The organism is Streptomyces asoensis (genome assembly GCF_016860545.1).
Taxonomy (GTDB): Bacteria; Actinomycetota; Actinomycetes; order Streptomycetales; family Streptomycetaceae; genus Streptomyces; species Streptomyces asoensis.
The window spans coordinates 2,234,882-2,261,488 of the sequence record NZ_BNEB01000005.1 but is presented as its reverse complement, the minus strand read 5'-3'; the positions used below and the strand labels follow the sequence as shown (position 1 = coordinate 2,261,488).

The following is a 26,607-nucleotide window of genomic DNA, read 5'->3' as shown; positions in this document are numbered from 1 at the left end:
CCGTGACACGACGAACGGACTGGGCCGAGTACGTCCGCCCCGAGACCCCCCGAGGAGCAGCGGGGGGCGGGGGCGACGACGGCCCCGCCCAGGTCGATCACGACCTGGCGGAGAGCGGCTCGTACCGGAGCGAGGGGACGGACGGCGACGGCCGGCCCCGTGGCGGTCGGACGCGACGCGACGCCGAAGGAGGCCCACGCGGCAGACGTGGGCGCCGACGGCGTGGCTTCGGAGAACCGTCCACCGAGGACGAAGGCACCTCTTCCTCGTCGAGGGCCGAGCAGGGGGAGTCTTCAGGGGACCCGGCTGAGCGGGCACGGGCGATCTGCCTGCGCCTGCTCACCGGGACCCCGCGCACCCGTAAACAACTCGCCGACGCCCTGCGCAAGCGCGAGATCCCGGACGACGTGGCCGAGGAGGTGCTCTCGCGGTTCGAGGAGGTAGGCCTGATCAACGACGGGGCGTTCGCGGACGCCTGGGTGGAGTCCCGCCACCACGGACGCGGACTCGCCCGGCGCGCGCTCGCCCAGGAACTGCGCACCAAGGGCGTCGACCCGGCGCTCATCGGCGAGGCCGTCGCCCAGCTCGACTCCGAGCAGGAGGAGCAGACGGCACGGGAACTCGTCGCCCGCAAGCTGCGCGCGACCCGCGGCCTCGACCGCGACAAGCGGCTGCGCCGCCTCGCCGGCATGCTCGCCCGCAAGGGCTACTCCGAGGGCATGGCCCTGCGCGTGGTCCGGCAGGCGCTGGAGGAGGAGGGCGAGAACACGGAGTTCCTGGAGGACCAGGGGTACTGAACGAGGGGCGAGACGCCCTCCTCGTCCCCGGCCAGGGTAGGGAAAACCCCCGTTGAGGACACCGGGCCACCGCAGTGCACACGTGTCTGTGCACAGACGAGTGTGTACCCATGTCCCAGGAACCCGGCACCCATGAGCCCCAGGAGACGGAGCCCGCCCACGCGGCCCCCGTCGAACCGGGCGACTTGGCCGCGCTCAAGGCGCTTGCCCAGCCCCGCCGTCAGCGCATGCTCGAACACCTCGCGCTGCACGGTCCGGCCACATCGGCGACCCTCGCGCGTGCCCTCGGCCTGAACACCGGATCCACCAGCTATCACCTGCGCGAGCTCGCCAGATACGGCTTCGTCGAGGAGACCGACGCGGCGGACACGTCTCCGGTGCGCGGCGAGGACCCGTCCCCCGTGAGGCGCGCGGAGCCGTCCGCGCACCGGGAGCGCTGGTGGCGTGCGGTCCCCGGCGACCGCCGGTTCCCCCCGCGCAGCCGGCAGAGTCCCGAGATGCGTCTCGTCATGGACGAGCTGAACCATCACGCCTACGCGGCCGACCTGGACCTCTTCGAGCGGCTCCAGCGCAACGCGCCGGAAGACGACCCGTGGGCGGACGCCTTCCCCTGTTCGCGCGGCACCATCCGGCTGACGCTGCCCGAACTCCGGGACTTCTTCGAGGAGTACATCGCCCTCCTCAACCGCTACAAGCGATCCGAAGCCGAGACCCCGTCGGACGCGCGCACCCTGCTCACCCGCTTCCTCGCCTTCCCCGCCCCTTCCCCCGCCCCGTCCACTGGTGACGGTGCGGACGTCGGCGCCGCCGAAGACGACGACACCAGGGACGCCGACACCGGCGACGACGAAAGCGACCGCCGCGGCTGCGGTCACCCCGGACGAGAGGCCGACCGGTCATGATGCTGCGCTACGCCCTGAGGACCGTCCGTGCCCGCAAGGCAGGCTTCCTGGGTGCCTTCCTCGCGCTGCTGTGCGCGGCCGCCCTGATCAGCGCATGCGGCACCCTCCTGGAAACGGGACTGCGGGGCACCATCCGCGCCGAGCGTTACGCGGCCGCGCCGGTCGTGGTCTCCGCCGACCAGAACGTCCACCGGACCACCGTGAAGCACAAGAAGGGCAAGACCAAGGTCAAACACAAGGCGAAACCCATAGCGGAACGGGCCTGGCTCCCGGCCGCCCTCGAGCGCAGACTCGCCACCACACCCGGCGTCGACCGGGTGATCCCCGAACTCACCTTCCTCGCCGAACCGTTGACCCCCGCGGGTGTCCCGTACGGCGACGACAGGCCCGCCTACGGCCACTCCTGGGACTCCGCCGCGCTGACGCCGTACCGGCTCACCGCGGGCGCCGCTCCCACAGCCGCCACCGATGTGGTCGTCGACCACGACTTCGCCGCTTCGGCCCGACTGACACCCGGGGACCGGCTCACCGTCCAGTCGACGCAGGCCGCGCGTACCTACCGGGTCTCCGGTGTCGCCGCCCCCGCCACCTCCGTCCGCCACCAGGCGTCCCTCTTCTTCGCCCCCGCCGAGGCCCGCCGTCTCGCCGCGCGTCCGGGACAGGTCACCGCGTTCGGCGTGCTGCCCGAGCCCGGCACCGCACCGGGGACGCTCCGCGACGCCCTGGCCGAGGCGCTGCGCGGGACCGGTGCCCAGGTCAGTGCCGGTGACGCCCGGGGGCCCGTCGAGTTCCTGGACGCCGCCGCGGCCCGGATCAAACTGGTCAGCATGGGCGGGGCGATGGGCGGCACCTCCCTGCTCGTGGCCGTCCTGGTGGTCGTCGGGACCTTCGCGCTGTCCGTCCAGCAGCGCCACCGCGAACTCGCCCTGCTGCGCGCGGTCGCCGCCACCTCGGGGCAGATCCGCGGGCTCCTCGGACGCGAAGCCCTGATCGTCGGCCTCGCCGCGGGAACGACCGGCGCGCTGCTGGGCCTTCCCCTCGGGGGCCTGCTGTACGACAGGTTCGTGGACCTGGGCGCCATGCCCGCCACGCTCGAGCACAGCGTGAGTGTCCTTCCACTGTTCGCCGCCGTCGCCGCCACCCTCTTCGGCGCCTGGGCCTCCGCGCGGATCGCCTCCCGCCGGGTGACCCGGATCCGGCCGGCGGAGGCACTGGCCGAAGCCCGGACCGAGCCCACCCGCCCCGCCTGGGGGCGCCTGCTCGCCGGTCTGCTGCTGCTCGCGGGCGGCGCTACGCTCGTCGTCCTGCTCGGCTTCCTGCGCACCGAGCCCGCCTCGACACCCGTCACCCTCCTGGCCGTCGTCGTGCTCGCCACCTCCGTCGCCCTGCTCGGGCCGCTGCTGGTCGAGGCGGCCGCCTTCCTCCTCGCCGGTCCGCTGCGCCTGACCGGTCCCGGAGGCAGGCTGGCCACCGCCAACCTCCGTGGCAACGCCGTCCGCATGGCCTCCGTCGTCACCCCCCTCACCCTGCTCATCGGCATGACCTGCACCGTGCTGTTCGTGCAGCCCACCCTGGGCGACGCGGCCCGTGCCCAGGTCCGTGAGGGAGTGCGCGCCGACTGGGTCGTCGCCTCCCGGGGACCCGGCGTCCCGGCGGAGGCGGCCCGCCGGCTGCGTACGGGACACGACGTCGTCACCGAAGTGGTCCGTACGACCGTCCGGGTCGGACTCGACAAGTACCCGGCCCAGGGCGTCACTCCGGCCGCCCTCGGCCGTACCTGGGACCCGGACGTCACCGCCGGCTCCCTCGACGGGCTCTCCGCACGTACCGCCGCCGTCAGTGAACTGGCCGCGGACCAGCTCCACCTGACGCCCGGAAGCCCCCTGAAGCTCACGCTCGGCGACGGCACACCCACCACGCTCACCGTCGTCGCCGTATACGCCAGGGGTCTCGGGTTCGGAGACCTCACCCTCGCGCACGACCTGGTCGCCCACCATGTCGACAACCCCCTCGCCTCCTCCCTCCTCGTCAGCACGACCCGTACACAGACACAACTCGCGACTACCCTGCGTGAGTTCCCAGGACTCGCGGTGATCTCCCCCGCCGCGGCCGACGCGGCGCAGGCCGAGCGGCAGCGGGCCGGCGCCGAGGTGAACCTCCTGGCCATGGGACTGGTCCTGGCGTTCACGGCCATCGCCGTGGTCAACACGCTCGCCATGTCGGTCTCCGAACGCGTCCGCGAGTTCGCGCTGCTGCGCCTCGCGGGGGCGACCCGCCGTCAGGTGCTGCGCATGCTGCGCACCGAGGCCCTGTCGGTCCTGCTGCTGGCCGCCGCTCTCGGAAGCGCCGTCGCCCTCTCGGTCCTGACCGCGTTCAGCATCGGCATGACCGGGCGGGCGGCCCCGGCGCTCGAACCGCTCGTCCACGCCACGGTCATCGCCGGTGCCGGACTGCTCGCACTGGTCGCCACCGCCGTCCCGGGGCGGGTGGCCCTCAGGGTCCGCGCGGTGACGGTGGCGACCGCGAAGGAATGAGCGAGGCGCCAACTCCCCGCCACCTCCTGGCCCGAGGCCCTTCCGGGAACGCAGGATTGCCTTGCGCTCGCGGAAGGATGCGCTCGCTCCACCCGCCGGTACCGTCTGCCGCCGCCGCGAACCCCCCTCCCTGCGACGGGGGTTCGCCTCCCCGTACCTCCCGAAAGGCGGCCCTCCCGTCCGGCTGGTCACCAGGGGCAACACGGACACCGCCGCCGCTGTACCGCCCGTCGCGGAACTGAGCGGGTTCACCCGTCCCGCTACGGCGTGACCGGGAGCCCCGCCGCCTTCCAGGCCTGGAAGCCGCCGACGAGGTCGGTGCTCCGGTGCAGCCCCAGCTGGTGCAGGGACGCGGCGGCCAGGCTCGAGGCGTACCCCTCGTTGCAGATCACGATCGCCCGCACCTCGTGGCTCGTGGCCTCGGGGAGGCGGTGGCTGCCCTGGGGGTCGAGCCGCCACTCCAGCTCGTTGCGCTCGACGACCAGGGCTCCCGGGATCAACCCGTCCCGCTCGCGCAGGGCCTCGTACCGGATGTCGACCAGGAGCGCCTCACCCGCGCGTGCCGCCTCGTACGCCTCGCGGGGCTCCACGCGCGTGTACCCGGCGCGTACCCGCTCGAGCAGCTCGTCCACGCCCGTCGGCCGGTCGCCGTCCGGCCGTCCGTCCCGAGACGTGCCCTGGGCGCTCACTGCCAGTCCTCCGGGCGCTCGACCTGCTCCAGCCGCAGGACGTGTCCCGTACGGCTGTAGCGGCGGATGCGCGGCAGCGGGGGGTAGTAGGCGTGGACGGAGACGGCGTGCTCCTCGGTGGACTCGTTGAGGACCTCGTGGACGTGGTGCCGTCCGAAGGAGCGGCCCCGGCCGGCCGACAGGGCGCGTTCCCGGTCCACGCCGTCCGTCAGCTCCAGGGTCTTCCAGCCGTCGGTGGGCAGACGCGCGGCGAGCGAGTACTCCTTCAGCTCGCCCCGGGCGGTCAGGAAGGCGCCGACCGAGTCCGCGTGGTCGTGCCATCCGGTCCCGGAGCCGGGCGGCCAGCCGATCAGCCAGGCCTCGCTGCCGCCCGGGCCCTCCAGGCGCACCCAGGTGCGGCCCTCCGGGTCGAGGGGGAGCGAGGCGATCAGCCCGGCGTCGGCGGCCGTGCGCCGGACGAAGTCGAGGAGCTCCGCCTGCGTGGGCGCGGCGGTGGCCGGCGGTGCGGAGGGGGTGACAGACACGGGAACAGACACGGGAACCGTCCTGAAAACATTCGCGGGGGAGCGCGACCGCGCGCGAGGCGGGTGCGCGTCGGCGGCGCGCGCCGGTGGGAAAGGGGGGTGCGAATTCAGCAGGACGGGCGACACACGCAGCCCGCATAGCGGACGAGGTCCATATGGACCCTCCGCCACAGGCGCACATCGGTGTCGGTCACGATCCGGAGTACACCATGCCGGTGTACCCGGGTCAACTGACTGTCACCATGTGGACCGCACGGTCACAGCGCGTGCGGTTCCTCCCCTTGCTACGGCGGTCTCGCCATCGGCGCCCGGTGCGCACAGCCGACGGCGGCAGCCGTTCCGATGCCCGACCTGGTGGGACCAGGCGGAACCTGGCGGACCTGCCCGGGCCGGGGCGAGGCTGATGCGGCGGCCCGGGCGGGAACCTGCCCGGCATGTACGGGACCTTCCCGAGCTGGGGCGAGGCGGGATCAAGCCCGGCCCGAGCGAGACCCTGCCGGTCCTCGAGCGGGACCCTGCCTGTCCCGGGCGCTGTCCAGGAGGACTGATCAGCGATGAGCCGAGGCAAACCGGCGCGCTCCGCCGCCGACGGCGGAAGCCGAGGGAAACGCAGCGCCGTCCGCTGGCGACGGGGGGAGCCGAGGGAGACGCGTAGGCCTCCGCCGCTCACGGCCGGCCGTCTCACCGACTCCGTGCCGCAGCCGGACGCGGGCCGCAGCCGTCCGCCCCTCACCACGCCCGCCACGCCCGCCACGCCCGTCATGCCCGCCACGCCGGTGTCGCGTCTCGCCACGCCGTTGCCCCGCCCGGCGGCCGGAGGCGGCCGTCGTGGAGGCGAGCCCCGGGGCCGGGGCTCGCGTCACTTGGTCGCGGAGCCCGCTGTCGCCTCCGCTCCGGACGGCTCCCGTGACCCGTCCGGTCCGCCCACCGCCGCCTCCGCCGCCGCGTACAGATCGGCCGCGCGTACGCCGTTGAGCGCGGTGACCAGATGGCCGTCGGGCCGGATCAGCAGCACGGTGTGGGCGGCCGCGCCCGGATAGCTCTCGGCCACCAGCAGCTCGGCCGGGCACGGCAGCGCCGTGACCGCCGCGGCGAGCCGGGGCATGATCCCGGCGCCCACCCAGTGCCTGCGTTCCCACACGCCCGTGCCCGGTGCGATCAGCAGGACGAGCAGGGCGCCGCGGCCCAGCCGGTCCCGCAGCCGCACGAACGAGCCGTCCTCCGCCGTCACGCGCACGTCCTCGACCGGCGCGCCCGGCGGGGTGTCCACCGGGACCTCCGCCTCCAGATGCCGGGGCGCGAGCGGCGAGCCGTCGTAGGCGCCGGGCGCGCCCAGCGGACCGCGGCCCAGGTGGCCGTCGGTGAGCAGCACGTCGTGGCCGCGGGCCGCGCCGGGGACGTACGCCCTTATGCCCGCACCGCCCCGCAGCAGCGGCAGCGCCTGGTCGGCGGCGCGCAGCCGGGCCGCGACGGCCGCGCGCCGCTCCTCCTGGTAGCTGTCGAGCAGCGCCTCGTGGGAGCCGTGGTGCCAGGCCAGGGCCAGCTTCCAGGCCAGGTTGTCGGCGTCCCGCAGGCCCTCGTCGAGCCCCTGGGTGCCGAACGCGCCGAGCAGGTGCGCCGCGTCCCCGGCGACGAAGACCCGGCCCACGCGCCAGCGGCGGGCCAGCCGGTGGTGCACGGTGTGGACGCCGGTGTCGAGCAGTTCGTACGGCGGTGTGGAGCCGCCGCTCCAGCCCGCCAGGGTCTCGCGGATCCGGCCCACCAGCAGTTCGGGCGTGACGAGGTCCTTGCCGGGCGGCAGCAGCCAGTCCAGGCGCCAGACACCGTCGGGCAGCGGGCGCCCGGTGACCTCACCGGCGGAGGGGCCCGACACCCGCCACGGCGGGTTCCGATGGAGCAACGCCTCGTCGTCCCAGGGAAGTTCCGTGCGCAGCGCCGCGACGGCGTGTCGTTCCACCGCCGTACGGCCGGGGAAGCGGATGTCGAGGAGCTTGCGGACCGTGGAGCGGGGGCCGTCGCAGCCGACCAGGTGGCTGCCGCGCCACCAGGTGCCCCGGGGACCGCGCGTGTGGGCCGTGACGCCGGACGGCTCCTGCTCGATGCCGTCCAGGCGGCTGTCCACGGCGATCTTCACCAGGCGCTGGCCGGCGAGGGCGGCGCGCAGGGTCCCCGTCAGCACGTGCTGGGCGATGTGCAGGGGGGCCGGGTCCGTCACGTCGTCGAACCGGACCTCCTGCGTCACCTGCTTGCGACGCATCGACCGCCATCCGGCCCAGTGGAGCCCGGCCCCGTCGAGGGAGGTGCCGGTGAGCCGCTCGACGAGCGCGGTGGTGTCCGCACGCAGGACGACGGTGCGCGCGAGCCGCGGCTCGTCCTTGCCGGGGCCCTCGTCGAGCACCACGGAAGGCACCTGCTGACGCGCCAGCGCCAGGGCGAGCGTGAGCCCCACGGGCCCCGCCCCGACGATGATCACCGGGTCCACGGCGTGCCGCCCCCTGCCCGCGACGGTGTCCTCAGGGACGTAAGTGAACAAGAGGCAGGAGCAGGGTGCACGATCACAGAACGTATGCAACCCACTGGCGCTGTTTGCGTCAAGCGACGGAGGGCAGTGGCGCGCACGCCACTGCCCTCCGTACCGGTCGCAACCCTTGATTGCGCGTCAGATACCGCCGCCACCAGCGCCGGTGCCGTAGCTGCCGCCGACCTCGGCCGCGTTCAGGTCGTCCACCTTCTCGACGCCGAGGACCGCGCCCGTGCTGCGCTTGCTGCGCCGGAGGTAGCGCTCCAGCCAGCTCGCGAAGCTGGTGAGGATGAAGTTCAGCACGATGAACATCACCGCGACCACGATGAAGCTGGGGATGACGTTGGCGTAGTTGGCCGCCAGCGTGCCGCGCGAGTTGAGCAGCTCGGGGAACCCGAGCATCACACCGCCGAGCGCGGTGTCCTTCACGATGACCACCAGCTGGCTGACGATCGCCGGGAGCATCGCGGTGACCGCCTGCGGAAGCAGGATGCTGGTCATCGTCTGGCCCTTGCGCAGGCCGATCGCGTACGCGGCCTCCGTCTGCCCCTTGGGCAGCGAGAGGATGCCGGCCCGGACGACCTCGGCGAGGACCGAGGCGTTGTAGAGCACCAGGCCGGTGACGACCGCGTAGAGCGGCCGGTCCTCGCTGGTGACGTCCGTGGAGCGGGCGTAGAACTCGTTGGCGAACAGCATCAGCAGCAGGACCGGGATCGCCCGGAAGAACTCGACCACCGTGCCGGCCGCGCCGCGCACCCAACGGTGGTCGGACAGGCGCGCGATACCGAAGACCGCGCCCAGCGGAAGCGCGATCACCATGGAGAGCGCGGCCGCCTTCAGCGTGTTCTCGAGACCGGGCAGCAGGTACGTCGTCCAGGCCTCGGACTCGGTGAACGGCTTCCACAGCGCGGAGGTGAGCTGGTCCTTCTCGTCCATCTTCTGCCACACCCACCACACGAGCAGGGCGAGCAGGACGGTGAAGACCACCGAGAGGAGGACGTTGCGCCGCTTGGCGCGGGGGCCGGGAGTGTCGTACAGGACCGAGCTCATCGCTTCACCGCCAGTCGCTTGCTGACCCAGCCGAGGAAGAGGCCCGTGGGCAGGGTCAGCACCACGAAGCCGAACGCGAAGACCGCGCCGATGAGCAGCGTCTGCGCCTCGTTCTCGATCATCGTCTTCATCAGGTAGGCCGCCTCGGCGACACCGATCGCGGCCGCCACGGTGGTGTTCTTGGTCAGCGCGATGAGGACGTTGGCCAGCGGGCCGATGACCGAGCGGAACGCCTGCGGGAGGACGATGAGCGTCAGGGTCTGGCTGAAGCTCAGACCGATCGCCCGGGCGGCTTCCGCCTGCCCCATGGGCACGGTGTTGATGCCGGAGCGGATCGCCTCGCAGACGAAGGCCGCGGTGTAGCCGACCAGGCTGAGCACGGCCAGCCGGAAGCCCTGCACCGCGAAGTCGTCGCTGCCCATGGTCATGCCGAAGATGTCGGCGAGGCCGAGCGAGCTGAAGAGGATGATGACCGTCAGGGGGATGTTCCGGACGACGTTGACGTAGACGGTGCCGAACCCGCGCATCAGCGGAACCGGGCTCACCCGCATCGCGGCCAGCAGGGTGCCCCAGATCAGGGAGCCCACGGCGGAGAGGGCGGTGAGCTTCACCGTCATCCAGAACGCCCCTAGGACGTCGTAACCATCAAGAAAGTCGAACACGATCTCCCGCGCTTCCGGGTGGGTGGCGTATGAGGAGGGCGGGGCGCGCCGCCGCCGTGATCGCGACGGACGGCGGCGCACCGCGGGGACCCAGCTTGGTCAAGCGGTCGTCACGAGGCGTTCGGGACGATGACGCCGATCTTCGGGGCGGGCTCGTTCTTGTAGTTCGCCGGGCCGAAGTTGGCGTCGACGGCCTTCTGCCACGAACCGTCGCTGACCATCTGCTCCAGCGCCTTGTTGATCTTGTCCACGGTCGCGGAGTCGCCCTTCTTGACGCCGACGCCGTAGTTCTCGTTGCTCAGCTTCAGGCCCGCGAGCTTGAACTTGCCCTTGTACTGGTCCTGCGAGGCGAAGCCGGCGAGGATCGAGTCGTCGGTGGTCACCGCGTCCACGGCGCCGCTCTGGAGGCCGGCGATGCACTCCGAGTAGGAGCTCACCTCCTTGAGCTTCGCGTCCGGGGCGATCGACTTCTGGACGTTCTGCGCCGACGTCGAACCGGTCACGGAACACAGCTTCTTGCCGTTGAGGTCCGTGCCCTTGGAGATGTCCGAGTCGGACTTGATCAGCAGGTCCTGGTGGGCGAGCAGGTACGGGCCGGCGAAGTCGACCTTCTTCTTGCGCTCGTCGTTGATCGAGTAGGTCGCCGTGATGAACTTGACGTCACCGCGCGAGAGGGCGTTCTCGCGGTCGGCGCTCTTGGTCTCGACGAACTCGATCTGGTCCGGCGAGTAGCCGAGCTGCTTGGCGACGTACGTGGCGACGTCCACGTCGAAGCCGGCGAAGGACCCGTCGGGCTTCTTCAGACCGAGGCCCGGCTGGTCGAACTTGATGCCGACCTTGATCTTTCCGCCGCCGCCGCTGGAGCTGCCGCTGCCCGCGTCGTCCTTGCTGTCGTCGCCGCCGCACGCGGTGGCGGTCAGGGCGAGGACGAGGACTGCGGCGGAGGCGGCGGTGACCTTGCGAAGCTTCATGAGGAACATCCTTTGAAGAGTGGTGAGGTACTGCGTGCGGTGCGGGTTCCGTCAGTGCTGCAGGTCGGTGCTGCAGTCCGGTGCGCGGGTCAGTGGTGCAGGATCTTCGACAGGAAGTCCTTGGCACGGTCGCTGCGCGGGTTGCTGAAGAACTGGTCGGGCGCAGCCTCTTCGACGATCCGCCCGTCCGCCATGAACACCACGCGGTTTGCAGCCGATCGTGCGAAACCCATCTCGTGGGTGACGACGATCATGGTCATGCCGTCCCGGGCCAGCTGCTGCATGACCTCGAGGACCTCGTTGATCATCTCGGGGTCCAGGGCCGAGGTCGGCTCGTCGAAGAGCATGACCTTCGGGTCCATGGCGAGCGCGCGGGCGATCGCGACGCGCTGCTGCTGACCGCCGGAGAGCTGCGCGGGGTACTTGTCCGCCTGGGTGCCGACGCCGACCCGGTCGAGGAGGGCGCGCGCCTTCTCCTCGGCCTTCGCCTTGTCGACCTTGCGGACCTTGATCTGGCCGAGCATCACGTTCTCGAGAACGGTCTTGTGCGCGAACAGGTTGAACGACTGGAACACCATGCCGACGTCGGCGCGCAGCCGGGCCAGCGCCTTGCCCTCCTGGGGCAGCGGCTTCCCGTCGATCGTGATCGTGCCCTCGTCGACCGTCTCCAGACGGTTGATGGTGCGGCACAGGGTCGATTTGCCGGACCCGGAGGGTCCGATGACCACGACAACCTCGCCGCGGTCGATCGTGAGGTCGATGTCCTGGAGAACGTGCAACGCGCCGAAGTGCTTGTTGACGCTCTTCAGGACGACCAGTTCACCGCTCGCGACCGCGTCTTCCTTGGTCACCGATACATCGGTCATCGCTCTCGGGCTCCGTCCTCCTCGGTTTCGGAGGACAGTAGTGACCTGCCGCGACCAGCGTCATTACATCTGAGGGGAATCTGAGCATCACGATCCGATAGCAATCGGACACGTGTCGTAGCACTTGTGACCTGCGGGCGTATCGGGCGGATAACGGAAGCCCGGCGCAACCGGAACGCGCTTGACGGCGTCCTCGTCCATCAGCGTGACTGCCATGATGCACACACGCGTGTGCCGCGTTCTTCCCGACGGATTTCCCCACCGGAGAACCGAACGCCTGTTTTAGTGAGTCGGACCGTATGCACGATGAACCGGAGGAGGCCGGCATGAGACTGCTGCTCGTCGAGGACGACAACCACGTCGCCGCCGCCCTGTCCGCGGTGCTCAAGCGGCACGGTTTCGACGTCACCCACGCGCGCAGCGGCGAGGAGGCGCTCCAGGCGCTCGTCCCCGAGGGGCCCGGCTTCGGGGTCGTCCTGCTCGACCTCGGCCTTCCCGACCAGGACGGCTACGAGGTCTGCGGCAAGATCCGCAAGCGCACCGCGACACCGGTGATCATGGTGACGGCCCGTTCCGACGTGCGTTCCCGCATCCACGGCCTCAATCTCGGGGCCGACGACTACGTGGTGAAGCCGTACGACACGGGAGAGCTGCTCGCCCGTATCCACGCCGTCAGCCGGCGCACCGTCCACGAGGACGCGGCCGCCGAAGGGGAGAACGCGCTGCGTCTGGGCCCCGTGCACATCGAACTGCCGACCCGGCGGGTCACCGTGGACGGTTCGGTCGTCCAGCTGACCCGCAAGGAGTTCGACCTGCTGGCGCTCCTCGCCCAGCGCCCCGGTGTCGTCTTCCGCCGGGAGCAGATCATCAGCGAGGTGTGGCGCACCAGCTGGGAGGGGACCGGACGGACCCTGGAGGTGCACGTGGCCTCCCTGCGCGCCAAGCTGCGCATGCCCGCGCTGATCGAGACCGTACGCGGCGTGGGTTACCGCCTCGTCGCCCCGGCCGCGTAGCGGGGACCACGCTTTGCGCACCCGTCTCCTGCCGCTGCTCATCGTGCTGATGGCGGCCGTCCTGCTCGCCCTGGGCGTGCCGCTGGCCGTCAGCGTGGCGGGCGCCCAGCAGCAGAAGGTGGTCGTCGACCGCATCGACGACACCGCCCGGTTCGCGGCGCTCGCCCAGTTCGTCACCGTCTCGTCGGACACCGGCGACTCCGCCTCGGCGTCCACGAACGAGCGGCGCCAGACCCTCGGCCGCGAGCTCGAGAGCTACTACGACGTCTACGGCATCCGCGCCGGTGTCTTCTACGGCACCGACACCCCCATGGCTCATGCCCCCAGGGACTGGTTCCTCCCCGAAACGGGGGAGGTGCGGGAGGCCTTCGAGGAGGCGAAGCTCAGCCGTCGCAGCCACGACCCCCGGCAGGTGTGGCCGTGGCAGCGCAACCGGCTCGTCGTGGCGTCACCCGTCATCCGTGACGGTGACGTCGTCGCCGTCGTCGTCACCGACTCGCCCACCGGGCCGATGCGGTCGCGCATCCTGCACGGCTGGCTGATCGTCGGCGCCGGGGAGGTCGCCGCGATGCTGCTCGCCATCGGGGCCGCGCTGCGGCTGACCGGCTGGGTGCTGCGGCCGGTGCGCGTTCTGGACGCCACCACCCACGAGATCGCGAGCGGCCGTCTGAAGTCCCGGGTCGCGGTGGCCGGCGGCCCGCCGGAACTCAGACGGCTGGCCGGCGCGTTCAACGAGATGGCGGACAACGTCGAGGACGTGCTGGAGCAGCAGCGCGCCTTCGTCGCGGACGCCTCTCACCAGCTGCGCAACCCGCTGGCCGCCCTGCTGCTGCGCATCGAACTGCTCGGCTACGAACTCCCCGAGGGCAACGAGGAGATCGCCTCCGTCCAGAACGAGGGCAAACGCCTGGCCCAGGTCCTGGACGACCTGCTCGACCTGGCCCTGGCCGAGCACGCCGAGGCGGACCTGCGGGTCACCGACATCGGCGCGCTGGCCGCCGAGCGCGTCGCCGCCTGGGCGCCCACCGCCGAGGCGAAGGGCGTGCGGCTGGTCGGCGACTGCCCTGCCACCACGGCCTGGGCCGACCCGGTGACGCTGTCCAGTGCGCTGGACGCCGTCATCGACAACGCCGTGAAGTTCACCCCCGAGGGCGAGAGCGTCGAGGTCACGGTCGCGGCCGACGGCGACACCACGACCGTCGTCGTCACCGACAACGGGCCGGGACTGACCGACGAGGAGCTCACGCGCGTGGGCGACCGCTTCTGGCGCAGCGGCCGCCACCAGAACGTCAAGGGCTCCGGTCTCGGGCTGTCCATCTCCCGCGCCCTGCTCGCGGCGGGCGGCGGCTCCCTCGCGTACGACCATCACGAGCCCCGCGGGCTGCGGGCGACGGTCACGGTGCCCCGGTCGCCGAATTCCTGGCCTCCCGGCGGACCGGAAAACCCGCCTAGGGCTTGACGGAGCGGTAATAGCGCCGGGCGCCCTCGTGCAGCGTCAAGGGGTCGGTGTAGATGGCCGTGCGCAGATCGACCAGCTGCGCGGAGTGCACGTGGGCGCCGATGCCGTCCCGGCTCTTGATCACGGTCCGGGTCAGCCACTCGGTGAGCCGCGGGGCCACGTCCGTACGGGTCATCAGCAGGTTGGACACCGCGATCGTCGCCACGGTCGAGCCGTTCTGGATGGTCGGATACGCCGACTCGGGCATGTTCGTGGCCCGGTAGTAGCCGGTGGAGTCGTCCTGGTCGTGCATCTTGGCGACGAGTTCGGGGCTGATCGGCACGAACCGGAAGCTGTAGCCGTCGGCCAGCTTCTCCAGTCCCGCCGTGGGCACCCCGCCGGACCAGAAGAACGCGTCGATCTTGCCCTGCTTCAGCTGCGCCGGGCCGGTGTCGATGCCCCGCGCCACCGCGGTGATGTCCTTCGCCGGGTCCAGCCCCGCCGCCTTGAGCACCCGCTCGGCGATCAGCCGCACACCCGAGCGGGGCAGCCCGGTGGCCACGGTCCGCCCCCGCAGGTCAGCGACGGACCGGACGTCCGAGCCGCGCGCCACCACCAGCTGGACGTAGTCGTCGTACAGGCGGGCCACTCCGCGCAGCCGGGCGGCCGAGCCGGGATGCTGCCTCTCGTACGTCTCCACCGCGTCGGCCGCGGCGATGGTGAAGTCGGCCGTGCCGGTCGCCACGCGCTCGACGTTCTCCTGCGAGCCGTTACTGGTCGTCAGGTTGACGTCCAGGTCGGGCATGTCCCTGGCGAGCTCGGTCCGAAGACGGCTGCCGTACTCGTAGTAGACGCCACTCGTCGTGCCCGTGCTGAAGGTGATCGACCCGCTCGGCGGGTCCTCGCCCAGCGGCAGCAGCCACCACAGGAGCAGTCCGAGGACGACGACACCGGCGGCCGTGCCCTGAAGGGCGCGGCGCCTGCCGATGCGCGAGAAGACCTGGGACATGGGCGCGATCCTGCCAGCCGGGACGCGGTGCTGACCAGGGCGGGGCTCACAGGACCGGTTCCGGACCGGGATGTCGGTGGCCGTCGTTACAGTCGGTGCATGAGTGCATCGCCCGCCGACCTGGTCCGTGAGTTCCACCACGCCTTCGGACTGGACGTCCGCAGTACGCCGACACAGGTGTCGCCCAGCCTGGCCGCGCACCGCGGGGAGCTCCTCGCCGAGGAGGCGGCGGAGGTCGCCGAGGTCTCGGTCACCGGCCCACTGGACCGGCTTGCGCACGAGCTGGCCGATGTCGTCTACGTCGCCTACGGCACGGCCCTGGTGCACGGCCTGGACCTCGACGCGGTGCTCGCCGAGATCCACCGGTCCAACATGTCCAAGCTGGGCCCGGACGGCCAGGTCAGCCGCCGTGCCGACGGCAAGGTCCTCAAGGGGGAGCACTACGAGGCGCCGGACGTGTCCGCGGTGCTGCGCCGCCAGGGGTGGACCCCTGACGACGACCGCTCCTGAGGCCGGCCCCCTCAGAGGCGGCTTGCCCACGGGGGTGAGCTGACCGGGGTTCCGGGGGTTCTGGAGCCCGGGACCGGGGTTCCGGGGCCCGGCGGCCAGGAGGGGGTGTGGCAGGGGCCCGGAGGCGTGCGCGAGGGCCCCGGGTCGTGGCGAGAGGGCCGGGGGGGGGGCTTCGCGAGGGCCTGGGAGGGCTTGGCAGCGGGCGTGGCGCAGCCGTACCGGCGGCGGTGCCGTGCGGGTGCGGCTGCGGTCAACGGCCTTCGTACGCCCGCGGGCCGTGGCGTCCGTGCCCGTCGGCCGTCGTGCGCCTGCGGTCCCGCGGCACCCAGGTGCGGCACAGGTCGTCATACCCGGTCATGGGTGGCTTGAGGCCGGGCCTGGTCGTGCGAGGCCCGGCGGGGTGGCGTTGGCCGTTCGGGGTCGGGTGGGGCCTGGCGGGATGGCGTGAGCCTGGACGCCGTCGTACGCGGCAGGCGGCGTGCGAGGCGGGACCGGGTGGTGCGAGGCCCGGCGGGAGAGCGTGAGGTCCCGCCGGGGCCGGGTGATGTGAGCCTGGACGCCGTCGTGTGCGGCCCCGTCGGATGGCATGAGCCTGCACGGCGTCGTGTGCGGTCCGGCGGGTGGTGCGAGGCCGGACCCGTCGTCCGGGGCCCGGCGGCGTGGTGCGGGGCCCGGCCGGGCGGCGTGAGACTGGGCGGCCCGCCGGATGGCGTGAGCCTGCTCGGAGTCGGGTGCGGCCCGACGGGTGGCGCGTAGCCGGACCCGTCGTCCGGGGCCCGGTGGCGTGGGGCGGGGCCCGGACAGAGGGTATGCGGACCCGCCGGGGCGGTGGGGCGGCCCGACGGGTGGTGCGTAGCCGGACCCGTCGTCCGGGGCCCGGTGGCGTGGGGCGGGGCCCGGACAGAGGGTGTGCGGACCCGCCGGGGCGCTGGGGCGGCCCGGCGGGGTGAGGGAGACGCGGTCGCGGCGTTGCGCGGCCCGGGCCGGGGGGCGGGCGCACCGACCACGGCCCCGGCCGTGTCTCAGTCGTGTGCCGGCGCCTGGGGTCGGGGCTCCGGCAGCAGTTCCGCAGGGGCGATCTCCTCGGACGGGACAGCGGGGCGGGGCGCCCCGCGCCGCGCCCACCAGGCGGCCAGCGGCTCCGTGTAGCGGGCGGTCAGCGGGCCCAGCACGACCAGGATCAGGACGTACGCCGTGGCCAGCGGCCCGAGCGACGGCTCGATCCCGGCGGTCACCGCCAGCCCGGCGATGACGATCGAGAACTCCCCGCGCGCCACCAGCGCACCGCCCGCGCGCCAGCGCCCCTTGAGCGAGATACCGGCCCGCCGGGCGGCCCAGTAACCCGTCGCGATCTTCGTCGCGGCGGTGACGACCGCCAGGACGAGGGCGGGCAGCAGGACGGGCGGGATGCTCGCCGGATCGGTGTGCAGCCCGAAGAAGACGAAGAAGACGGCGGCGAACAGGTCCCGCAGCGGACTCAGCAGGGTGTGCGCACCCTCGGCCACCTCACCGGAGAGCGCGATGCCCACCAGGAACGCCCCCACGGCCGCCGACACCTGGAGCTGCTGCGCCACACCGGCGACCAGGATCGTGAGCCCCAGCACGACGAGGAGCAGCTTCTCCGGGTCGTCGCTCGACACGAACCGGGAGATGACCCGGCCGTAGCGCACCGCGGCGAACAGCACGAGCCCCGCGACACCCAGCGCGATCGCCAGGGTCACACTGCCGGCCGCCAGGCCCACCCCGGCGACCAGCGCGGTCACGATGGGCAGGTACACGGCCATCGCCAGGTCCTCCAGGACCAGCACGCTGAGGATCACCGGGGTCTCCCGGTTGCCGACCCGGCCCAGGTCGCCCAGCACCTTGGCGATCACCCCGGACGACGAGATCCAGGTGACGCCCGCCAGGACGACGGCGGCGACCGGCCCCCAGCCCAGCAGCAGCGCGGCGGCCGCGCCCGGCAGGGCGTTGAGGGCACAGTCGACGAGACCGGCCGGATAGTGCGCCTTGAGGTTGGAGACCAGGTCGCTCGCCGTGTACTCCAGGCCGAGCATCAGCAGGAGCAGGATGACGCCGATCTCCGCACCGGTGGCGACGAACTCCTCGCTCGCGCCGAGCGGCAGCAGGCCGCCCTCGCCGAACGCCAGGCCGGACAGCAGGTAGAGCGGTATCGGCGAGAACCGGAAACGGGCGGCGAACCGGCCGAGCAGGCCGAGGCCGAGGATGATGGAACCGAACTCGATCAGCAGGACAGCGGAATGCACTCGATCACTCCCGCCCGAGGATGGCCGCCGCCGCGTCCACGCCTTCGCGCGTGCCGATGACGATGAGGGTGTCGCCGCCCGCGAGACGGAAGTCCGGCGCCGGGGAGGGGATGGCCTCGGCCCGTCGCAGCACCGCCACGATCGAGGAACCGGTCTCCGTGCGCATGCGTGTCTCGCCCAGCACGCGCCCGTTCCAGCGCGAGGTGGCGGCCACCTCGATGCGTTCGGCGACCAGCCCGAGGTCCGTGGTGTACAGCAGGCTGGCGCTGTGGTGGGACGGCATCAGCGCGTCGATCATTGACCCGGCCTCCGCGCCGGTCAGCCGCAGCGACTGGGCGCAGGAGTCCGGGTCGTCGGCCTGGTAGAGGCTGACCGTACGCGCGCCGTCGCGGTGGGCGACCACGGACAGGTGGCGTTGCTCCCGCGTCACGAGGTCGTACTGGACTCCGATGCCTGGCAGTGGTGTCGTCCTGAGGCGTGGAGCAGACACGTTTCTTCCCCTTACTGGTCGAGCCGGTGGTCGCGACGCCCGTCGGTTGTCCCTGTGACGTACGCGAGGAGTGACGTCCGGGGCGAGTGCCCAAAGCCGCCATGCTGCCATCCACCCGTACGGTGACGACATGGGTGTCGTGACGGATGGACAGGGCCGACGATGGACGGAGAGGCTGGTCACGGCGGCGCCATGGAAACAGCACGGTGCTCCCGGTCCGGCGCCACGGGATCGGCGCGGTGTCGCCGGACCGGACGGACGGCCCGGAGGGGACCCGGGTCACGGGCCGAACCGGCCGGACGGGCGAGACCGACGAGGAGGAGGCACGCACATGTCGCTGTTCCGGCGGATCTTCGTGCTCAACGCCGTCGGTCTGATCGTGGCCACCGGCCTGCTGCTGGGCCCGGTCACCGTCTCCACCCCCATATTGCCGGGCGAGGTGCTGGTCGTGGTGGCCGGTCTGGCCGCCCTGCTGACCGTCAACGCGATCGTGCTGCGCGTGGGTCTTGCGCCCCTGGGACGGCTGGGGCGGGCCATGACCGACGCCGACCTGCTGCACCCCGGGGCCCGTGCCGTCGTCTCGGGACCGGTCGAGACGGCCGAGCTGATCACGACGTACAACGCCATGCTGGACCGGCTGGAGGCCGAGCGGGCCGCCAGCGCGGCGGGCGCGCTGTCCGCCCAGGAACGCGAGCGCCACCGCGTCGCCCGCGAACTCCACGACGAGGTCGGCCAGACCCTCACCGCCGTGCTGCTCCAGCTCAAACGCGTCGCCGACCGGGCCCCGCAGGACCTGCGCGAGGAGTTGGGCCAGGCGCAGGAGGCCACCCGGGCCGGCCTCGACGAGATCCGCCGTATCGCCCGGCGGCTGCGCCCCGGCGTCCTCGACGAGCTCGGGCTGCTCAGCGCGCTGCGCTCGCTCGCGGCGGAGTACACCACCCACGGACTGACAGTGCGACACGACCTCCGCGCCGGTCTGCCCCCACTGACCGAGGAGACGGAGCTCGTGCTCTACCGCGTGGCCCAGGAGGCCCTCACCAACACCGCCCGCCACTCCGGAGCCGACCGTGCCGAACTGCACCTGAGCCCCGTCCGCGGAGGCGTGGAACTCCTCGTGCGCGACAACGGCAGGGGTCTGGGCGCGGCCGCCGGGGAAGGCGCCGGTATCCGGGGCATGCGGGAGCGGGCCCTGCTGATCGGGGCGACCCTGACGGTGTCCTCGGGCACGGACGGCGGCGGCCGGGGTACGGAGGTGCGGCTCCGGGCGGCCGCGGGTACCGGTACCGGCCCGGTTACGACCACCGCCACCAGCACAGACACCGGTGTGGACACCAATACAGACACAGACACAGGAACCGAAACCGGGACGAGCACCGGAACAGGCACCGGCAGCGCCGTCGACCCCGGCACCGGCGCGCACGCCGGACAGGCGGACGCCCCCGCGCCGTACGGAGGCAAGTGATGGCAGATCGCCTCGCGCCGGGCGCGCCCGCGCCGAAGACCCCGCCGACCCGGGTCCTGCTCGCCGACGATCACACCCTGGTGCGCAGGGGAGTACGGCTCATCCTGGACGGCGAGCCCGACCTGACGGTGATCGCGGAGGCCGGCGACGGAGCCGAGGCGGTCGAGCGGGCCCGGGCCGGGGACATCGACCTGGCCGTCCTCGACATCGCCATGCCGCGGATGACCGGGCTCCAGGCGGCCCGTGAGCTGTCGCGCCGCCTTCCGGACCTGCGCATCCTCATCCTGACCATGTACGACAACGAGCAGTACTTCTTCGAGGCGCTCAAGGCCGGGGCGGGCGGCTACGTCCTGAAGTCGGTGGCGGACCGGGACCTCGTCGAGGCCTGCCGTGCGGTCGTGCGGGACGAGCCCTTCATCTACCCGGGCGCCGAGCGGGCCCTCGTCCGCTCCTACCTGGACCGGCTGCACCGCGGCGACGGCGTCGGCGGTCTGCCCGAGCGGCCCATCACCGAGCGCGAGGAGGAGATCCTCAAGCTCGTCGCCGAGGGCCACACCTCCCGGGAGATCGGCACGCTGCTGTTCATCAGCGCCAAGACGGTGGAACGGCACCGGGCCAACCTCCTTCAGAAGCTGGGCATGCGTGACCGTCTGGAACTCACCCGCTACGCGATCCGCGCCGGCCTCATCGACCCCTGACGGCCGCACGGCTTGGGGCGGGGCACGCGGGTGCCGGGAGCACGGCCCCTGGGGCAGCAGGGCGTCTCGCGCGAGCGCCTACCCTTGAGCCATGACCAGCAGCAGCGACCGGAGCCTCGCAGTGGACGTTCACGTACCCAAGAGCTATGAGATCCGCACCTACGGGTGCCAGATGAACGTCCACGACTCCGAGCGATTGTCCGGGCTGCTCGAAGAGGCCGGGTACGTGCGCGCACCCGAGGGGTCGGACGGCGACGCGGACGTCGTCGTCTTCAACACGTGCGCGGTGCGGGAGAACGCCGACAACCGGCTCTACGGCAACCTCGGACGGCTCGCGCCGCGCAAGGCGAGCCGTCCCGGGATGCAGATCGCGGTCGGCGGCTGCCTGGCGCAGAAGGACCGCGACACCATCACCAAGAAGGCGCCCTGGGTGGACGTCGTCTTCGGCACGCACAACATCGGCAAGCTCCCGGTGCTGCTGGAACGCGCGCGCGTGCAGGAAGAGGCACAGGTCGAGATCGCGGAGTCGCTGGAGGCCTTCCCCTCCACCCTGCCGACGCGGCGCGAGAGCGCGTACGCGGCGTGGGTGTCGATCTCCGTCGGCTGCAACAACACCTGCACCTTCTGCATCGTCCCCGCCCTGCGCGGCAAGGAGAAGGACCGCCGGACCGGCGACATCCTCGCCGAGATCGAGGCACTCGTCGGCGAGGGCGTCTCCGAGATCACCCTGCTCGGCCAGAACGTCAACGCGTACGGATCGGACATCGGCGACCGGGAGGCCTTCAGCAAGCTCCTGCGCGCATGCGGCGCGATCGAGGGCCTGGAGCGCGTCCGCTTCACCTCCCCGCACCCGCGCGACTTCACCGACGACGTCATCGCCGCCATGGCCGAGACGCCCAACGTGATGCCGCAGCTGCACATGCCCCTCCAGTCCGGCTCGGACACCGTGCTGAAGGCGATGCGCCGCTCCTACCGGCAGGAGCGCTACCTCGGGATCATCGAGAAGGTCCGCGCCGCCATCCCGCACGCCGCGATCACCACCGACATCATCGTGGGCTTCCCCGGCGAGACCGAGGAGGACTTCGAGCAGACCCTGCACACGGTCCGCGAGGCCCGCTTCGCGCAGGCGTTCACCTTCCAGTACTCCAAGCGCCCCGGCACCCCGGCCGCGACCATGGAGGACCAGATCCCCAAGGAGGTCGTGCAGGCGCGCTACGAGCGTCTCGTCGCCGTCCAGGAGGAGATCTCCTGGGAGGAGAACAAGAAGCAGGTCGGCCGCACCATCGAGCTGATGGTCGCCGAGGGCGAGGGCCGCAAGGACGGCGCGACCCACCGTCTGTCCGGCCGCGCCCCCGACAACCGCCTGGTCCACTTCACCAAGCCGGACCAGGAGGTGCGCCCGGGTGACGTCGTGACCGTCGAGGTGACGTACGCGGCTCCGCACCATCTCCTCGCCGAGGGCCCGGTCCTCGACGTGCGCCGCACGCGCGCGGGGGACGCCTGGGAGAAGCGCACCGCCGAGAAGGCGGCCAAGCCGGCCGGCGTCCTGCTCGGACTGCCCAAGATCGGGGCGCCCGCGCCGCTCCCGGTGGCCACGGGCAGCGGCTGCGGCTGCGACTGACGGCCCGCGCGACACCGGGATCGATCGCCGCCGCGGCACCGGTATCGACGGCCCGCGCGGCACCGGGTCGGGTGGCCGGTGCGGCACCAGCGCGGATGGCCGGTGCGGCGCGAGGGTGGGCTGCCGGTGCCGCACCACGGTCGGTGGCCCGGCGGATCCCGTACGGGGCTACGCTGCCGATCATGCTTGTCGCCGCCGCTGTCTGCCCCTGTCCGCCGCTGCTGGTGCCCGAGGTCGCCGCGGGCGCCGCTCCCGAGCTGGACGGCGCCCGTGCCGCCTGCTCGGACGCGCTGGCCGTGCTCGCCGCCGCCCGGCCGGACCGGCTCGTGGTCGTCGGACCGGCCGAGCCGTCCGGACGCGGCCCGCACCCGGAGGGCGGACACGGTGCGTTCCGGGGCTTCGGGGTGGATCTCGCGGTCCGGCTGGGCCGCGGGGGCGCCGGCACACCGTCCGCCCGCGAACTGCCGACGTCCCTCGCCGTCGCCGCCTGGCTGCTGGAGCGGGCCGGCTGGTCGGCGGCACCGGTCGAGGGGCTCGGCGTGGGCGAACCGCTCGCTGCCGGGCGATGCGTCGAGACCGGCCGGGAGATCGCCGCGTCCGCCGACCGGGTCGCCCTGCTGGTGATGGGCGACGCCAGCGCGTGCCGGACGCTGAAGGCACCGGGCTACCTCGACGAGCGGGCGGCACCCTTCGACGCCGAGGCCGCGCGAGCGCTCGGCTCGGCCGACGTGACGGCCCTCGAGGCACTGGACGCCGAGCTGGCCCACGAGCTCAAGGCATCGGGCCGGGCCCCCTGGCAGGTGCTCGCGGGCGCCGCGGGCACGGCCGAGCTGACCGGCACGCTGCTGTACGAGGACGCGCCCTACGGGGTGGGCTACGTGGTCGCGACCTGGTCGTAGCGTCGTAGCGGCCTCGGGACGGCGGGAAGTCGGGCAGTACCCCCTGCGGCCGACGCGCGGCGCGCAGCACGAAGCGCCCATCGGACGGCGCACGCCGGGCGATCGCGCGACCGCGTGCGCCCGAGCACGCGACCGTCCGCCGTCCTCCGTCCGATGGGCGTCAGGTGCCGCTCAGGAGGTGGGCGGGGGAGTGTTCGGCGGGGTGAAGGTGTCGCCGCCCCCGGCGCGTTCGTCCTTGTGCGCGAGCCGGTCCATGGCGCCCTTGGCCTTGCCGGTGCCCGACTGGATCGTGTCGCTGTACTTGCCCTTGGTCTTCTCGTCGACTACCTGCGCGGCCTTGTCGAGACCGTGCTGGACCTTGTCCCCGTGCTGTTGCGCGAGGCCCGAGACCTTGCCCTTCGCGGGGGCGAGTCTGGCCTTCAAATGCTCCAAGAAACCCATGGGCCACCTTCCTGGGGGGTTCCTCTACGCGCGGGCGCCGTCGCCCGCTCCGCTGTCGGCCGCCTCCTCGGCGGACTGCTGCCGGGGAATCTCGACTCCGTCGGTGGCGGCGAGGACGACGGGTACGGCCTCCGCCGGACCGTCCGCCTGCGGCTCGACGATGTCGCCGTGGCCGTCGCCGTCCCGCTCCCGTGCCGACGCGGTCGTGGGCCCGCCGGTCCGCTCCGCCCCGGCGCCGTCCGCCGGTGCGGACGCCGACCGCTCATCGCCGTCCGTCGTGTCCGCGGCGTCGGCCACCTCCGGTGTCGTCCCGGCGGCCGCTCCCGCCGTCGCGTCTTTCGCTCCCGTCGTGACGTCGTCCGCCACCGTTTCCGCCGCTTCCTCTGTCGCCTTCGACCTCCGGAAAAGTCGCGCCAGAACGCCCATATCCACTCCATACGGTACTCGTGCGGGCGAAATCCCGCGTCGGCCGGTGCGTCCGTCGGCGTCACCGGACCGCCGCCCCCGCGAAGGGCGACGGGAATCTTGCAACGGGCAACGAGGTCGGTCGGGCGCCGTCACCTCACTCGTTCGAGGGCGGGTGCCGGGGTTTGCGAGACTGGTGCCGTGAGCAGCGCACCCCCCGCCCCCCGCGTCATCGCCGTCGTCGGTCCCACCGCGGCCGGAAAGTCCGATCTGGGCGTCTTCCTGGCCCAGAGGCTCGGCGGCGAGGTCGTCAACGCCGACTCCATGCAGCTGTACCGAGGGATGGACATCGGCACCGCCAAGCTGACGCCCGCAGAGCGCGGCGGCGTCCCGCACCACCTCCTCGACGTCTGGGACGTCACGCAGACCGCCTCCGTCGCGGAGTATCAGCGACTGGCCCGCGAGAGGATCGACGCCCTGCTCGCCGACGGCCGCTGGCCGGTGCTCGTCGGCGGTTCCGGGCTGTACGTCCGCGGCGCCGTCGACAACCTGGAGTTCCCCGGCACCGACCCCGAGGTCCGCGCCCGGCTGGAGGAGGAGCTCACGCTGCGCGGCTCGGGCGCGCTGCACGCCCGGCTGGCCGCCGCCGACCCCGAGGCGGCACAGGCGATCCTGCCCGGCAACGGCCGCCGGATCGTCCGGGCCCTCGAGGTGATCGAGATCACCGGCAAGCCGTTCACCGCCAACCTGCCCGGCCACGACTCGGTCTACGACACCGTCCAGATCGGGGTCGACGTGGCGCGCCCCGAACTCGACGAACGTATCGCCCGCCGCGTCGACCGGATGTGGGACGCCGGTCTGGTCGAGGAGGTCCGCGCGCTGGAGGCGCTGGGCCTGCGGGAGGGGCGCACGGCCGCCCGCGCGCTCGGCTACCAGCAGGTCCTCGCCGCCCTGGCGGGCGAGGGCACCCTCGACGAGGCGCGTGCCGAGACGGTCCGTGCCACCAAGCGCTTCGCGCGCCGCCAGGATTCGTGGTTCAGGCGCGATCCGCGGGTGCACTGGTTGAGTGGGGCCGCGGCAGATCTCACCAAACTTCCGGAGCTCGCGCTGGCGTTGGTGGAACGACCGGTCACAGCCTGATCACGTCATGGCATCGGGACGCCCAGCCCGTCATCCGGGCCTCCGGTGCCGTGCCATCATCGAGCTTCGATCGACCAAGTGGAGTCCGAGTTGGGAGGGCGCGTGGCGATGGAGGCCGGCCCTCGCGACACCGCAGAAGGCACCGAGCACCTCACCACCGGGCGTGGTGAACCGGAGCCCGATGAGGGCCGTCTGAGCCCCGACGGGCCGGACGACGACGACACCGGCGGCGTGAGCGACGACGGCCCGGAGCCCGAGGAGATGTTCGCGAGCGGGCCCGAGGTCGAGGTCGAGCTGCGCCCGCAGCGCCGGCTCCGGATCTGGCAGCTCGCGCCCATCGTGGCGCTGGCCGCGGTCGGCTCCCTGATGTTCGCCTTCCCGCTCGCCTTCGACTTCGGCGACAGCGGCGCCATGATCGCCATGCTCGGGCTGCTGATCTGCTCCTGCGCGGCCGGCTGGGGCATGATGGCCGCCCGCCGCGTCGGCCACACCTGGCCCGGCCTGCCCCCGCGCGGCTCCGGGCGCCGCCCCGACTGGCGCGTCGTCCTCGCGTACGTCGTGCTGGTCGCCGCGGTGGTGGCGCTGGCCGTGGGGCGGGTCGCCCGACTGCGCTGAGCAGCACACGCGCGTGGCGCGGCGGCGGCGCCCGCTCCGGGACGAGGTGTCGTACCCACCCCGTACGATCGAGGAATGAGCACGCGGATCGCCTTCCTCAAGGGTCACGGCACCGAGAACGACTTCGTGATCGTCCCGGACCCCGAGAACGCCGTCGACCTCCCCCCGGCCGCCGTCGCCGCCCTGTGCGACCGCCGCGCGGGCATCGGGGGTGACGGTCTGCTGCACGTCGTGCGCTCCGCGGCCCACCCCGAGGCCGCGGCCATGGCGGGCGAGGCCGAGTGGTTCATGGACTACCGCAACGGGGACGGCTCCGTGGCGGAGATGTGCGGCAACGGCGTCCGTGTCTTCGCGCGCTACCTCCAGTACGCGGGGCTCGTCACCGAGGGCGACCTCGCCGTCGCCACGCGCGGGGGCGTCAAGCGCGTGCACCTGGCGAAGGACGGTGACGTCACCGTCGGCATGGGCCGCGCCCGCCTGCCCGAGGGCGAGGTCACGGTCGTCGTCGGCGAGCGCAGCTGGCCCGCCCGGAACGTGAACATGGGCAACCCGCACGCTGTCGCCTTCGTCGCGGACCTGGCGCACGCGGGCGATCTGTTCGCACCGCCGCCGGTCAGCCCCGCCTCGGCCTACCCGCAGGGGGTCAACGTCGAGTTCGTCGTCGACCGCGGCCCGCGGCACGTCGCGCTGCGCGTGCACGAGCGCGGGTCCGGCGAGACCCGCTCGTGCGGCACGGGCGCGTGCGCCGTCGCCGTGGCCGCCGCGCGCCGCGACGGCGCCGACCCGGCGGTCACCGGCCTGCCCGCGACCTACGTGGTGGACGTGCCGGGAGGACGCCTGGTGATCACCGAAAGCCCCGACGGCGAGATCGAGATGACCGGGCCGGCAGTGATCGTCGCCACAGGCGAGATCGATTCCGAGTGGCTGGAAACAGTCGCCCGCTGATCCGGTCCGGACTTGGCATCGGAGGCGGGAGCGGCCCGCCACCGCGAAGGAGTGGGCCCCGCCGGCCGGTCGTGGGTTCGGAATCACGATCGACCTCAGGTCAGGCGTCTCAAAACCGTAAAACCCTGATCCGTCGCTCGA

The 26,607-nt window shown here is 72.6% G+C and carries 25 protein-coding genes and 1 pseudogene; 13 read left to right on the top strand and 13 right to left on the bottom strand.

What is annotated here, in order from left to right:
- Positions 1–2: 2 nt before the first annotated feature.
- The 3 genes from recX (at position 3) to Saso_RS32630 (ending at position 4,233) form a co-directional block, all read left to right on the top strand.
- Positions 3–797: a recombination regulator RecX gene (gene recX / locus Saso_RS32640; protein ID WP_189927759.1), complete on the top strand. Its 795-nt coding sequence runs from the start codon at positions 3–5 to the stop codon at positions 795–797.
- Between the two features lie 110 nt (positions 798–907).
- Entirely contained in the window at positions 908–1,699 is a 792-nt protein-coding gene (locus Saso_RS32635) for an ArsR/SmtB family transcription factor (RefSeq protein ID WP_189927758.1), read from the top strand.
- Positions 1,696–4,233 carry an ABC transporter permease gene (locus tag Saso_RS32630; protein WP_189927757.1) on the top strand — a complete coding sequence of 846 codons (2,538 nt, stop codon included), beginning with the start codon at positions 1,696–1,698 and terminating at the stop codon, positions 4,231–4,233. Before Saso_RS32635 ends, Saso_RS32630 begins: the two co-directional genes overlap by 4 nt.
- Before the next feature lie 260 nt (positions 4,234–4,493).
- Here Saso_RS32630 and Saso_RS32625 read toward each other — a convergent pair whose 3' ends face one another.
- From Saso_RS32625 to Saso_RS32595, 8 genes are all read right to left on the bottom strand, one after another.
- The gene (locus tag Saso_RS32625; RefSeq protein WP_189927756.1) at positions 4,494–4,922 is read right to left on the bottom strand and encodes a rhodanese-like domain-containing protein; all 429 of its coding nucleotides are present in this window, start codon (positions 4,920–4,922) and stop codon (positions 4,494–4,496) included.
- The gene (locus tag Saso_RS32620; RefSeq protein WP_189927755.1) at positions 4,919–5,446 is read right to left on the bottom strand and encodes a cupin domain-containing protein; all 528 of its coding nucleotides are present in this window, start codon (positions 5,444–5,446) and stop codon (positions 4,919–4,921) included. Before Saso_RS32620 ends, Saso_RS32625 begins: the two co-directional genes overlap by 4 nt.
- A 107-nt stretch (positions 5,447–5,553) precedes the next feature.
- A complete protein-coding gene (locus tag Saso_RS39195) occupies positions 5,554–5,625 on the bottom strand; it encodes a putative leader peptide (RefSeq protein ID WP_309544753.1) in 72 nt (23 codons plus the stop codon).
- 680 nt (positions 5,626–6,305) lie between these two features.
- Positions 6,306–7,928: an FAD-dependent monooxygenase gene (locus tag Saso_RS32615; protein ID WP_189927784.1), complete on the bottom strand. Its 1,623-nt coding sequence runs from the start codon at positions 7,926–7,928 to the stop codon at positions 6,306–6,308.
- 177 nt (positions 7,929–8,105) lie between these two features.
- Complete coding sequence (locus Saso_RS32610) at positions 8,106–9,017, bottom strand: amino acid ABC transporter permease (protein ID WP_189927754.1); 912 nt, start codon at positions 9,015–9,017, stop codon at positions 8,106–8,108.
- A complete protein-coding gene (locus Saso_RS32605; protein ID WP_189927753.1) occupies positions 9,014–9,679 on the bottom strand; it encodes an amino acid ABC transporter permease in 666 nt (221 codons plus the stop codon). Before Saso_RS32605 ends, Saso_RS32610 begins: the two co-directional genes overlap by 4 nt.
- Before the next feature lie 110 nt (positions 9,680–9,789).
- Positions 9,790–10,650, bottom strand: a complete 861-nt coding sequence (locus Saso_RS32600) for a glutamate ABC transporter substrate-binding protein (RefSeq protein WP_189927752.1) — start codon at positions 10,648–10,650, stop codon at positions 9,790–9,792.
- Between the two features lie 89 nt (positions 10,651–10,739).
- Positions 10,740–11,516 (bottom strand): amino acid ABC transporter ATP-binding protein, encoded by a 777-nt coding sequence (locus Saso_RS32595; protein WP_189927751.1) that lies wholly within the window; start codon positions 11,514–11,516, stop codon positions 10,740–10,742.
- Positions 11,517–11,842: 326 nt separating this feature from the next.
- On the opposite strand from Saso_RS32595, the gene Saso_RS32590 reads away from it, so the two are divergent.
- Both Saso_RS32590 and Saso_RS32585 read left to right on the top strand, forming a co-directional pair.
- On the top strand, positions 11,843–12,529 hold the full coding sequence (locus Saso_RS32590) for a response regulator transcription factor (protein ID WP_189927750.1): 687 nt from the start codon (positions 11,843–11,845) through the stop codon (positions 12,527–12,529).
- Between the two features lie 13 nt (positions 12,530–12,542).
- Complete coding sequence (locus Saso_RS32585; RefSeq protein WP_189927749.1) at positions 12,543–13,988, top strand: sensor histidine kinase; 1,446 nt, start codon at positions 12,543–12,545, stop codon at positions 13,986–13,988.
- Here Saso_RS32585 and Saso_RS32580 read toward each other — a convergent pair.
- Positions 13,978–14,976, bottom strand: coding sequence for a TAXI family TRAP transporter solute-binding subunit (locus Saso_RS32580; protein ID WP_189927748.1), 999 nt, complete (start codon positions 14,974–14,976; stop codon positions 13,978–13,980). The genes Saso_RS32585 and Saso_RS32580 overlap by 11 nt on opposite strands.
- Before the next feature lie 99 nt (positions 14,977–15,075).
- Between Saso_RS32580 and Saso_RS32575 the strand changes: the two genes are divergently transcribed.
- The gene (locus tag Saso_RS32575) at positions 15,076–15,486 is read left to right on the top strand and encodes a pyrophosphohydrolase domain-containing protein (RefSeq protein WP_189927747.1); all 411 of its coding nucleotides are present in this window, start codon (positions 15,076–15,078) and stop codon (positions 15,484–15,486) included.
- 1,022 nt (positions 15,487–16,508) lie between these two features.
- On the opposite strand, the gene Saso_RS32570 is transcribed toward Saso_RS32575, so the two are convergent.
- Positions 16,509–17,750: a cation:proton antiporter gene (locus tag Saso_RS32570; protein ID WP_229901559.1), complete on the bottom strand. Its 1,242-nt coding sequence runs from the start codon at positions 17,748–17,750 to the stop codon at positions 16,509–16,511.
- A 4-nt stretch (positions 17,751–17,754) separates the two neighbouring features.
- Positions 17,755–18,240, bottom strand: coding sequence for a cation:proton antiporter regulatory subunit (locus tag Saso_RS32565; RefSeq protein ID WP_189927746.1), 486 nt, complete (start codon positions 18,238–18,240; stop codon positions 17,755–17,757).
- 331 nt (positions 18,241–18,571) lie between these two features.
- On the opposite strand from Saso_RS32565, the pseudogene Saso_RS32560 reads away from it, so the two are divergent.
- From Saso_RS32560 to Saso_RS32545, 4 genes and pseudogenes are all read left to right on the top strand, one after another.
- A pseudogene (locus Saso_RS32560) lies at positions 18,572–19,513 on the top strand (sensor histidine kinase); the annotation flags it as partial.
- A 188-nt stretch (positions 19,514–19,701) separates the two neighbouring features.
- Positions 19,702–20,400: a response regulator gene (locus Saso_RS32555; protein ID WP_189927744.1), complete on the top strand. Its 699-nt coding sequence runs from the start codon at positions 19,702–19,704 to the stop codon at positions 20,398–20,400.
- 91 nt (positions 20,401–20,491) lie between these two features.
- Positions 20,492–22,021, top strand: a complete 1,530-nt coding sequence (gene miaB / locus Saso_RS32550; protein WP_189927743.1) for a tRNA (N6-isopentenyl adenosine(37)-C2)-methylthiotransferase MiaB — start codon at positions 20,492–20,494, stop codon at positions 22,019–22,021.
- A gap of 182 nt (positions 22,022–22,203) precedes the next feature.
- Positions 22,204–22,920, top strand: coding sequence for a class III extradiol dioxygenase subunit B-like domain-containing protein (locus tag Saso_RS32545; protein ID WP_189927742.1), 717 nt, complete (start codon positions 22,204–22,206; stop codon positions 22,918–22,920).
- 171 nt (positions 22,921–23,091) lie between these two features.
- Here Saso_RS32545 and Saso_RS32540 read toward each other — a convergent pair whose 3' ends face one another.
- Positions 23,092–23,361 carry an antitoxin gene (locus tag Saso_RS32540; protein ID WP_189927741.1) on the bottom strand — a complete coding sequence of 90 codons (270 nt, stop codon included), beginning with the start codon at positions 23,359–23,361 and terminating at the stop codon, positions 23,092–23,094.
- Between the two features lie 24 nt (positions 23,362–23,385).
- Positions 23,386–23,727 (bottom strand): hypothetical protein, encoded by a 342-nt coding sequence (locus Saso_RS32535; protein ID WP_229901558.1) that lies wholly within the window; start codon positions 23,725–23,727, stop codon positions 23,386–23,388.
- 240 nt (positions 23,728–23,967) lie between these two features.
- Between Saso_RS32535 and miaA the strand changes: the two genes are divergently transcribed.
- The 3 genes from miaA (at position 23,968) to dapF (ending at position 26,466) form a co-directional block, all read left to right on the top strand.
- Complete coding sequence (gene miaA, locus Saso_RS32530) at positions 23,968–24,906, top strand: tRNA (adenosine(37)-N6)-dimethylallyltransferase MiaA (protein WP_189927739.1); 939 nt, start codon at positions 23,968–23,970, stop codon at positions 24,904–24,906.
- A gap of 108 nt (positions 24,907–25,014) precedes the next feature.
- Positions 25,015–25,521, top strand: coding sequence for a hypothetical protein (locus Saso_RS32525; protein ID WP_189927783.1), 507 nt, complete (start codon positions 25,015–25,017; stop codon positions 25,519–25,521).
- Between the two features lie 75 nt (positions 25,522–25,596).
- Positions 25,597–26,466 (top strand): diaminopimelate epimerase, encoded by an 870-nt coding sequence (dapF, locus tag Saso_RS32520; protein WP_189927738.1) that lies wholly within the window; start codon positions 25,597–25,599, stop codon positions 26,464–26,466.
- The last annotated feature ends 141 nt before the right edge of the window (positions 26,467–26,607 follow it).

Bases quoted from the DNA above. Each gene is read 5' to 3' on its own strand.
- Saso_RS32635 (WP_189927758.1), top strand. From the start codon at position 908: ATGTCCCAGGAACCCGGCACCCATGAGCCCCAGGAGACGGAGCCCGCC.
- Saso_RS32630 (WP_189927757.1), top strand. From the start codon at position 1,696: ATGATGCTGCGCTACGCCCTGAGGACCGTCCGTGCCCGCAAGGCAGGC.
- Saso_RS32610 (WP_189927754.1), bottom strand. From the start codon at position 9,017: ATGAGCTCGGTCCTGTACGACACTCCCGGCCCCCGCGCCAAGCGGCGC.
- Saso_RS32600 (WP_189927752.1), bottom strand. From the start codon at position 10,650: ATGAAGCTTCGCAAGGTCACCGCCGCCTCCGCCGCAGTCCTCGTCCTC.
- Saso_RS32595 (WP_189927751.1), bottom strand. From the start codon at position 11,516: ATGACCGATGTATCGGTGACCAAGGAAGACGCGGTCGCGAGCGGTGAA.
- Saso_RS32590 (WP_189927750.1), top strand. From the start codon at position 11,843: ATGAGACTGCTGCTCGTCGAGGACGACAACCACGTCGCCGCCGCCCTG.
- Saso_RS32580 (WP_189927748.1), bottom strand. From the start codon at position 14,976: ATGTCCCAGGTCTTCTCGCGCATCGGCAGGCGCCGCGCCCTTCAGGGC.
- Saso_RS32575 (WP_189927747.1), top strand. From the start codon at position 15,076: ATGAGTGCATCGCCCGCCGACCTGGTCCGTGAGTTCCACCACGCCTTC.
- Saso_RS32555 (WP_189927744.1), top strand. From the start codon at position 19,702: ATGGCAGATCGCCTCGCGCCGGGCGCGCCCGCGCCGAAGACCCCGCCG.
- miaB (WP_189927743.1), top strand. From the start codon at position 20,492: ATGACCAGCAGCAGCGACCGGAGCCTCGCAGTGGACGTTCACGTACCC.
- Saso_RS32545 (WP_189927742.1), top strand. From the start codon at position 22,204: ATGCTTGTCGCCGCCGCTGTCTGCCCCTGTCCGCCGCTGCTGGTGCCC.
- Saso_RS32540 (WP_189927741.1), bottom strand. From the start codon at position 23,361: ATGGGTTTCTTGGAGCATTTGAAGGCCAGACTCGCCCCCGCGAAGGGC.
- Saso_RS32525 (WP_189927783.1), top strand. From the start codon at position 25,015: ATGGAGGCCGGCCCTCGCGACACCGCAGAAGGCACCGAGCACCTCACC.
- dapF (WP_189927738.1), top strand. From the start codon at position 25,597: ATGAGCACGCGGATCGCCTTCCTCAAGGGTCACGGCACCGAGAACGAC.